Here is a 5,320-nt window from a genome sequence, read left to right as displayed (position 1 = left end):
ACCCGGTACTGGCCGCCCGTAAAGTGAGGTTGCGGGTTTCGGGCGCCCATGCAATGGACACGATCATTCCGATCAGCAGTACGCCGGCCAACACCATCATCGTGTAGTGAAATCCGATTCCGGCGATACCGAGCGGCAGCAGGAACGTACCCGCCGCAGACCCCAACCGGCTACACGCGATCGCCAGTCCAACGCCAGACGCACGCACTTCCGTTGGGAAGCATTCCGGTGGGAACACGCCGACAAGATTGCTGAATGCGGACATGGTCAAGGTGAACACGGCGAATGCCACAATCATGGCGAGCGTTGCCCCTGGCGGCAGCACGCTCATGGTCATCAACATCGCGCACGTTATGGCAAACGATCCGATAAGGAAATGCCGACGTGGCAGCTTGATGGTCAGCACGATTCCGAGAACGGCACCGACGACCAGCACGGCGTTCAGCAATAAATCTGCACCGAAATTGTCGTGCAAGCCGATCACCTTCAATATACCCGGCAAGAACGTATAGATGGCGAAGTACGGAATCACCAGGCAAACGAAGAAGCCGCAATTGAACAGGGTCCGGCGGATCAGATCGGGCTGAAACAAACGGGAATAGCCGTGTCTCGCGTGGATCGTCGACGAAATGCCCTCTGCATCGAGCATGACATTTGGACCGAAGTGCTTGAGCACGATGGCGTCTGCTTCTTTCGCTCGTCCCTTGCCCTGCAGCCAGCGCGGGGATTCGGGCGTACCGATGCGCAGCAACAACACAATCAACGCAGGGACACCCGCCGAGGCGAGCAGCCAACGCCAGGCGTCGGGAACGGAATCTCCGTATGCCATGCCCAGTACATTCGCCATGACATATCCGATAGTCCACACCACGCTGAACGATCCGAGAAGTGCCCCACGATGCTTACGCGGGGAGAATTCCGCGAGGATGGCATGACCGACCGTAAAGTCGCCGCCCATGCCGATACCAATCACCACTCTCAACGCAAATAACTCCAGCGGCGAGGTGGCGAAAAACTGCAGGAACGCGGCTATCGTGATGATCACAAAGCTGCTGAGAAAAATGCGCTGGCGGCCTAGCCGGTCGGAGAGCCAACCGAAGAGCAAACTGCCAAGGAAAATACCGATCAGCGCCGAGCTGCCGATTGCGCCCATCCAGAACGAATCAAGCGGCATCTGCCGGTTCAGCGATGCCAGCGCATAACCCACCGTTCCGAGGGCATACCCTTCAGTGAGGTGTGCGCCGAACGTCAGGCCCGCAATTTTTACGTGGAATCGGTTCAAGGGTATGTCGTCGAGCAACACCCGCTTTGGCAGCTGCTGAACCTGCGCAGGATTGGAGGCAATGTCCGCGTTACTCTGCGGAGCTGTTTCGAATGCGGTGCTATGCGTTTCCTGAAGGCTCACTGCGTCTCCCTATTTATATGTCCTTCGATGCGCGCACGCGTGTTTCTTAGCCGCGGCGCGCGTTTGCGTCGCTTTCAGTGACCCGAGCCCAAACCGCCGATCATCATGTACTTAAGCTCCGTGTATTCATCCAGTCCGTACTTCGATCCTTCACGACCCAATCCCGATTGCTTGATGCCACCGAACGGCGCCACTTCCGTCGATATGATTCCCTCGTTGATTCCGACCATCCCTGTCTCAAGTGCATCCGCGACGCGCCATGCGCGGCCGAGGTCGTTCGTATAGAAATAGGCCGCGAGCCCGAATGGGGTGTCGTTGGCAAGACGGATGACCTCCGCTTCCGTCTTGAACGAAAAGCACGCCGCCACCGGACCAAAGGTCTCTTCTTGCGCGAGCAACATGGTCTGATTGGCGTCGATAAGAACCGTCGGCTCGTAAAAGGTGCCGCCCAGGGCGTGGGGGCGACCACCCGTGAGCAGCGACGCCCCCTTGCTCAATGCGTCCTTGACGTGCTCATCCACCTTTTTGAGCGCAGCCTGGTTGATCAGCGGTCCTTGATCGACCTCCCGGTCAAGTCCATTTCCAGGCCTTAGGCCGCGCACGGCGTCAGTCAGGCGCTCAGTGAACTCCGCATAGACGCTTTCCTGGACAAAGAAGCGGTTCACGCAGACACACGTCTGCCCGGTGTTCCGATATTTCGACGCCATCGCACCGCGCACGGCGGCCGCAATATCAGCGTCGTCGAAAACGATGAACGGCGCGTTCCCGCCTAGCTCCAGCGATAGCTTCTTGAGCGTGGGGGCGCATTGCGCAGCCAATAGCCTGCCGACTCGGGTCGAGCCGGTGAACGACAGTTTGCGTACTGCGGGCGACGCGCTCAGCGTGGCGCCGATCGCGATCGCATCGCCGGATAGAACGTTGAAGACCCCGGCCGGGATGCCTGCCTCGGCTGCGAGCAAAGCCAGCGCATAAGCGCACAGAGGTGTTTCCTCCGATGGCTTCAGCACCATCGTGCAACCAGCAGCCAATGCGGGGCCGGCCTTACGCGTGATCATTGCAAGCGGGAAGTTCCACGGCGTGATAGCTGCGACAACACCGACCGGCTCCCGCGTGACGATGATTTTCGAATCGAGGGTCGGACTCGGAATGACATCGCCGTAGGACCGTTTCGCTTCCTCCGCAAACCATTCGAGAAAGCTCGCGGCATAACCCACTTCACCCCTTGCTTCGGCGAACGGTTTGCCCTGTTCACGCGTGAGCAAGGTCGCGAGTGCCTCGCTATGTGCGAGCATGAGCTCACCCCAGCGTTTGACGCGCACAGCGCGTTCTTTGGCCGTGAGTCGTCGCCAGCCTGGAAGCGCTGATTCCGCCGCGCTGATAGCCCATTGCGTTTCCTCCGCGCCTGCGCGCGCGACCTGCGCGATCACCTCGCCGGTCGCGGGATTCAGGACAGGGTAGGTTTCCTTGCCCGCGCGCCAAATGCCGTCGATGTAATGTCTTTCGCGAAGCAAGTTCATGCCGCGTCCTCCAACTGCTGGATAAACTGACCTTGAGGAGAACGTGCCTCACGCGCGATCCTTCTCCCGGCTGTGTAGTCGTTAATCACGTCGCAAGGCGTGTAATTGCGGTCGAGTTCGTGCAGCTCTTCTGCGTCGAGGCGGGTGTCGAGCGCGGCCAGTGCGCTATCGAACTGGCCGGGCGAATCGGCGCCGACCAACATGCTAGCCACGCCTTCACGCTGCAGCACCCAAGCCTGCGCGACCTGGGCGGCGCTCACACCGCGCAGTTTCGCCACGCGTGCAGCCGACGCCGCGATGTCCCGCGATGCCGAGTCCCCGTACATTTGGGACGTGAAAAAGTCGGTTTGATTGCGCGTAGATGAAGCGTCGCTCGTCAATAGACCGCGTGCCAGCGGGCTGAACACGGAGACGCCCAGTCCCTGATCCGCGCAGTAGGGCATCATTTCGCGCTCTTCCTCCCGGTAGGCGAGGTTGAACTGCAGTTGCATGTTGATAGGCTTGTGCCAGCCATGCTGCTCGCAAGCCTGCATAATCTTGGCAAGTTGCCACGTGTACATGGTCGACACTCCGATGTAACGCGCCTTGCCTGAACGGACGATGTCGTCGAGGGCCGCCATGGTTTCCTCAACCGGCGTGGCGGTGTCAAAGTAATGCAACATATAGATGTCGACGTAATCCATAGCGAGACGCCGCAACGACGCGTCGATGCCGTCCAGCAGGTGCTTGCGCGAATGGCCGCCAGCGTTGCGGTAGCTGCCCATGTCGTAGCCAACTTTTGTGGTCACCACGATTTCCTCGCGTCGCGCCAGACGACCAAGAATTCGGCCAACCACCTCCTCTCCGACGCCTGCCGAATAGAAATCAGCGAGGTCGATGAAGTTCACACCCGCTTCCAACGCGTGACGGACGATCGGTTCGCTTTGAGCCTCGTCGAAAATCCACGGCTTCCAACGCGGCGTGCCCATGTTCATGGTGCCGAGGCACAGGCGCGATACCGTCAGGCCGGATTGGCCCAGGCGAACGTATTTCATTTTTATGTCTCCATGACCGATGACGCCGTGGGGCGCCAACGAGCAATATTTAGGCGGCCGCGCTCGATGAAGCCGGCATGTAGAAGGGATTCGATACTTCGCGTGCAGCCGCAAATACGTCGGTTTTGGAAGGCAAGCCCAAAAGGGCCGCTTTGATCGCGTTTCGTGTGGCGTGGTAGTTGTTGTGAAAGACCGCGTCGAGGTCGTCCGCCGCAGGGTTCACCCAGTTCGCGGTTACCACGACCCAATCGTTCTCCGCTTCGGGCGGTAGCGTGCCTTCTTCAAGCGATTCGGCCACCGCTTTCGCGATACCGGCTTGGGATGCGCCCCATGTCGCGTTGCCGTGGAACTCGCTGGCGATAGGCGCCTTGTTCACGTAGAGGGTGAGCGGTTTGGTGGGGATGCCGGGCTTCGCAATCACGACAAACGGCGCATGCCCGGCCGATGGCGTGGCAAGCGCGGTGGCGAACGCCTGCCCTGCTGGACCGTTTCGGGGCCCGATGAGCACGTTGATGTGAGCGAGATTGACGCCCGGACCTTCAAAGCCCTCGCCAATATGGAGGGTGCGGCTGGACAGGTGTGCTGGCATGGTGAGTTCCGTTCATGAAGTGGATCGATGAACAGATTGTGCGAGCACGATTTGATGAACGGGTATCGACGATTCGTGCGAACTGCTATGAGCACCGCTCAGATCGGGATATTCCCTTAGGCGGGCGCCTTATTATTATGGATTACTGATTATTAGAAGGTCGAACACCGCGATTTTTCGATCGACTTAAGCAGTTGGGATCGTTCCGCTGACTAAATATCGATCGAACCAAAGCCGGCGCCGTACAACGGTCGACGCTTCCTCGAACACCGGGTGTAATTTCAAGCGCGACGGCGTCGCCGCAGCGCGGCCCCTTTGGCCAACGCGAGCGCGAAGCTGCCGCCACGTCTGCGCGTCCTGCTGGGATTTTTTACCCCTCGCTTTGCGGCAGACTCCGTGCCCGTTTGACTACGTACTACGTCAGTACGCTCCACATGACCAGCGTCAAGGCGAGACCCACCACCGAGACGATGGTCTGCAGCACCGACCACACCAATACCGTTTGCTTGAGTTGCAACCCGAAGTACTCGCGAACCATCCAGAAGCCGGCATCGTTCACATGGCAGAAGAACACCGATCCTGCGCCAATAGCGAGCGCGAGTAGCGAATTGTGGGTGGCGCTCAAACCCGCAACAACGGGAGCGACGATTCCCGCTGTCGTCGTCGTGGCGACAGTCGCCGAACCGGTCGCCTGTCGCAATGCAACTGCGATCAGCCAGGCGAGAAGAATTAGCGGCATATGTGAACCCACCGCGATCTTGCCAATGGTCGTGCT

General features: G+C 59.5%; 4 protein-coding genes and 1 pseudogene. All 5 read right to left on the bottom strand.

The window, feature by feature from the left end; genetic code table 11:
* Positions 1 to 1,345 (bottom strand): MFS transporter (locus tag WCA53_RS34555; protein WP_423922909.1); only part of this gene is annotated, 1,345 nt, incomplete at its 3' end.
* A gap of 134 nt (positions 1,346 to 1,479) precedes the next feature.
* Positions 1,480 to 2,922, bottom strand: coding sequence for an NAD-dependent succinate-semialdehyde dehydrogenase (locus tag WCA53_RS34550; protein WP_423922906.1), 1,443 nt, complete (start codon positions 2,920 to 2,922; stop codon positions 1,480 to 1,482).
* Entirely contained in the window at positions 2,919 to 3,956 is a 1,038-nt protein-coding gene (locus tag WCA53_RS34545; RefSeq protein ID WP_423922903.1) for an aldo/keto reductase, read from the bottom strand. The genes WCA53_RS34550 and WCA53_RS34545 overlap by 4 nt, the downstream gene beginning before the upstream one ends.
* Before the next feature lie 49 nt (positions 3,957 to 4,005).
* Complete coding sequence (gene fae / locus WCA53_RS34540; protein WP_423922899.1) at positions 4,006 to 4,545, bottom strand: formaldehyde-activating enzyme; 540 nt, start codon at positions 4,543 to 4,545, stop codon at positions 4,006 to 4,008.
* A 415-nt stretch (positions 4,546 to 4,960) separates the two neighbouring features.
* A pseudogene (locus WCA53_RS34535) lies at positions 4,961 to 5,320 on the bottom strand (gluconate transporter); the annotation flags it as partial.

Source organism: Caballeronia sp. (assembly GCF_049581465.1).
GTDB lineage: Bacteria > Pseudomonadota > Gammaproteobacteria > Burkholderiales > Burkholderiaceae > Caballeronia.
This window is presented reverse-complemented; position numbering and strand designations above follow the sequence as displayed.

What these genes read in the sequence shown, in the direction of transcription:
- fae (WP_423922899.1), bottom strand. Translation starts at nt 4,545, where the DNA reads ATGCCAGCACACCTGTCCAGCCGCACCCTCCATATTGGCGAGGGCTTT.
- WCA53_RS34550 (WP_423922906.1), bottom strand. Translation starts at nt 2,922, where the DNA reads ATGAACTTGCTTCGCGAAAGACATTACATCGACGGCATTTGGCGCGCG.
- WCA53_RS34545 (WP_423922903.1), bottom strand. Translation starts at nt 3,956, where the DNA reads ATGAAATACGTTCGCCTGGGCCAATCCGGCCTGACGGTATCGCGCCTG.